We start from the raw sequence: 3,280 nt of genomic DNA on the forward strand, positions 1-3,280 counted from the left end.
CAGGACCGACCGCACCAGTAAGGCGTCGAGCAGCACGCCGAAGGCGACCAGGAACCCGACCTCGATCAGCATCACCAGCGGAAGTGAGGCGAGGACCGCGAACGTGGCCGCTAGGACCAACCCCGCCGAGGTGATGACGCCACCGGTGGCGGCGAGGGCTTTGAGCATGCCCTCTCCGGTGCCGAGACGCACAGTCTCCTCCCGAGCCCGGCTGGTCAGGAAAATGTTGTAGTCGATGCCGAGCGCCACCAGGAACAGGAACGCCAGCAGCGGCACCGAATAGTCGACGCCCTTGAACCCGAGGATCGTGTCGAAGACGAACACGCTGCCGCCGAAGGCTGCGGCGAATGAGACGATCACGGTCGCCATCAGGACCAGCGGGGCCACGATCGCTCGGAGCAGTAGCCCGAGGACGATCAGGACGACGATGAGCACCAGCGGGATCACCAGCTTCTCGTCGCGGGTGGTGGTGACCTCGGTGTCGAGGTTTTCCGCGCTCGGCCCGCCGACGATCGCCTCCGCCCCGTTCACCGCGTGCACGGCGGTACGCACCCGCTTGATCGTGTCGTACTCCGCGGCGGTGTCCGGCGCGTCGGTTGGGAACACGGAGATGTCGGCCCACCCTCCGCTGGTCTGCCCCGGGACGGCCAAGGCCACACCGCGAGTGCCCTGGACGACGTCGAGCACCCGCTCCTGGTACGCCGGCCGTGTGAAAATCGTCATCGGTTGGCCGCCGAGCTCCGGGAAGTGCTGGCGGAGGACGCTGAAGCCGGTGACCGACTCCGGCGCGGACAGGAACTGGTCCTGCTCCCGGAGGGCGCCGGTATTGCCCGCCAGCCCGATGGCGAGCACGCCGAGGACTCCGAGCGAGCCTAGCGTCGCCACCCACCGTCGGCGGCTGATGGCGGTGCCGAGCCGTCCCCACAGCCCCGGCTTCTCCTGGACGGCCGTGTCGAACCGCGGGATGGCCGGCCAGAAGATCCGCCTGCCGAGCACCACGAGCACCGCCGGGAACAGCGTCAGCATGGCCACCAGCGCGCACAGGATGCCGGCCGCGCCGATCGGGCCCAACCCGCTGGTGCTGTTCAGGTCGGCGACAAGCAGGCAGAGCAGGCCAGCGATCACGGTGGCCGCGGACGCGACGATGGCCGGCGCCGCGCCGCGTAGCGCGTGGACCATCGCGACCCGGACGTTCTCGTGGTGGTGCAGCGTCTCCCGGTACCGGGCGATGAGCAACAGCGCGTAGTCCGTGCCGACGCCGAATACCAGGATCGTCAGCAGCGCCGAGTTCTGGTCGTTGATCACGATGCCGAAGCCCTTGACGAGCAGGTAGACGGTCGCCATCGCGGTCAGTGCGGCCGCGCCCACAGCCATGAGCGGGATGAGCCATAACACCGGGCTGCGGTAGGTGAGAATCAGCAGGAGCGTGACGACGACGACGGTGGTGAGGAAGACCTGCAGGTCGATGCCGTCAAAGACGGCGTCCATGTCGCCGTCGACCGCGGCGGGTCCGGTCACGTCGAGTTCCAGGCCGGCGGGGCGGTCCTTCGCAGCCTCACGCAATGGGCCGACGATGGTCTCGGGTGCGCCGTAGGTCGTGCTCACGTCGAGGGTGAACATCATCGCCTTGCCGTCGGTGGAGGGTTTCGTCGCTGAGTCCTCGTCGTCCTCGCCGCCCGCCGTCGTCGCCTTCGGCGGGTACCGCTTGGCAAGGGTGTCGTGGTGGCGCTCGACCGACGCGCGGTCGGCGTCGGTCAAGCCGCCGGCACGGTGGTACACGAAGACGAACGTGTTGTCCTCACCGCCGGGGAGGCTGTCCTCCAGCACGGCCACCTTGGTGGACTCGGCGCTGGCCGGCAGGGTGTCCACGGCTTTGTCGGTGGTTACCGAGCTCAACTTCCCGCTCAGCGGCACCATGACCGCCGCCAGCGCCACCCACAACCCGATCACCAACCATGGCACCCACCGGCCTGCCAAGCGACCGGCCGGTGCGTCCCCGGGCGGTGCCGCATTGACTGCCATCACTAGCTTCCTCCATACGGGTCACATCGCTTATCTGATGTCGACTTCGTACCGAGCGAATCTGAGACGACCGTTAATGCGCCGGTCAGGCCGAATGGCCGAGCCAGATGCCGAACGCACGCACCAGCGTGGCGGGGTCCAGATCCTGCGCGGTGGGCAAGGCCCGGGCGACGCAGCCGTCGGGCCGGAACAGCTAGGCGTCGACGTCGATCCGGTCCGTGCGGGTGGCGACGGTATTGACCGTCCGGTCCACGCGGCCGCGGCGTCGCGGACATCTGCGCGGTCGGCGAGGCCGAGCAGAAGCACACGACCCTCACGCGGCAGGTCCGCGGACCGGATCACGTGCACAGGATCCGAATCGGCAGGTCGTCGTCTCTCACTCCTGCCCGAGATCATGCCGGCAGTGGAGATCGGTTGCCGGCTCGGCCGTACGCACTGGGGTCGGGGCCTGGCCACCGAGGCGGCCCAGGCGGTCGTCGCGCGCACTCGTGCCGAGCTCGACCTCGGGCGGCTGGTCAGCATTCACGTCGTCGGCAACGAGGCGTCCGCTCGGGTGATGGTCAAGCTGGGCATGTCGTTGGATCGCGAGACTGTGCAGCCGGGCACCGGCCGCCGGGTCCGGGTGTACGCGATGGACCTGTAGCGCGGCGTCGAGGCATGAGCCTGGCGGTCAGCGTTGGCCGGGCCGACGTGCGAAGCGCGTCACGATTGGCGAAGCGCGTGAGCGATCTCCTGCCGCAGCAGTGCGGCCTCGTCGTCGCTGTCGCACAGCAGCAGCACCGTGAACTCTGGCCGACCGACCGGAAACGCCCAGTGCCGCACGGCCTGCGACAGGACCCGGAACAGCGTGTTCCGGTCGTCAGCGCTGCTCGACAGCATCCGGGACACGTTGTCGACGACGATCAGGTACCCGTCCGCGGGCAGCCAGTTCAGATCACGAAGACAGTCGGACAACGCGTCCCAGTTCCAACCGAAGTAACCGGGGAAGAGCAGCGCGTCGGAGAACTCGTAGAAGGCGAGGTCCGCGTCCGCCATCCTCGTTCCGTCAAGTCGGGCGACGACGAACCTGCCCGTTTCCGGTAACACCGCCGCCAGCTCGACCAGGGCAGTGCGTGAGCAGACCACGAGGTGATCTGCGGAGTCGTTCCGCCCGCTGCTCGTCATTCAGCCCAAGCTACGCGACGGCGTTCGATGAGGCTCCGGCATGCCGGTCACGCCGACATCCTGCGGGAGCTGATCGACGGTTCCACCGGTCGAC

General features: G+C 68.4%; 3 protein-coding genes. 1 reads left to right on the forward strand and 2 read right to left on the reverse strand.

Annotation, left to right across the window (positions count from 1 at the left end):
- Window positions 1-1,950: MMPL family transporter (locus KBX53_RS27130; protein ID WP_309140863.1), on the reverse strand; the 1,950-nt coding region annotated here is incomplete at its 3' end.
- A 475-nt stretch (window positions 1,951-2,425) separates the two neighbouring features.
- On the opposite strand from KBX53_RS27130, the gene KBX53_RS27135 reads away from it, so the two are divergent.
- On the forward strand, window positions 2,426-2,665 hold the full coding sequence (locus KBX53_RS27135) for a GNAT family N-acetyltransferase (RefSeq protein ID WP_307857784.1): 240 nt from the start codon (window positions 2,426-2,428) through the stop codon (window positions 2,663-2,665).
- Between the two features lie 59 nt (window positions 2,666-2,724).
- On the opposite strand, the gene KBX53_RS27140 is transcribed toward KBX53_RS27135, so the two are convergent.
- Window positions 2,725-3,186 carry a barstar family protein gene (locus KBX53_RS27140; RefSeq protein ID WP_210862366.1) on the reverse strand — a complete coding sequence of 154 codons (462 nt, stop codon included), beginning with the start codon at window positions 3,184-3,186 and terminating at the stop codon, window positions 2,725-2,727.
- Window positions 3,187-3,280 lie beyond the last annotated feature (94 nt).

Origin of the sequence: Micromonospora sp. M51, from assembly GCF_018070305.1 — a bacterium.
Taxonomy (GTDB): Bacteria; Actinomycetota; Actinomycetes; order Mycobacteriales; family Micromonosporaceae; genus Micromonospora; species Micromonospora parva.

Bases quoted from the DNA above. Each gene is read 5' to 3' on its own strand.
- KBX53_RS27140 (WP_210862366.1), bottom strand. From the start codon at position 3,186: ATGACGAGCAGCGGGCGGAACGACTCCGCAGATCACCTCGTGGTCTGC.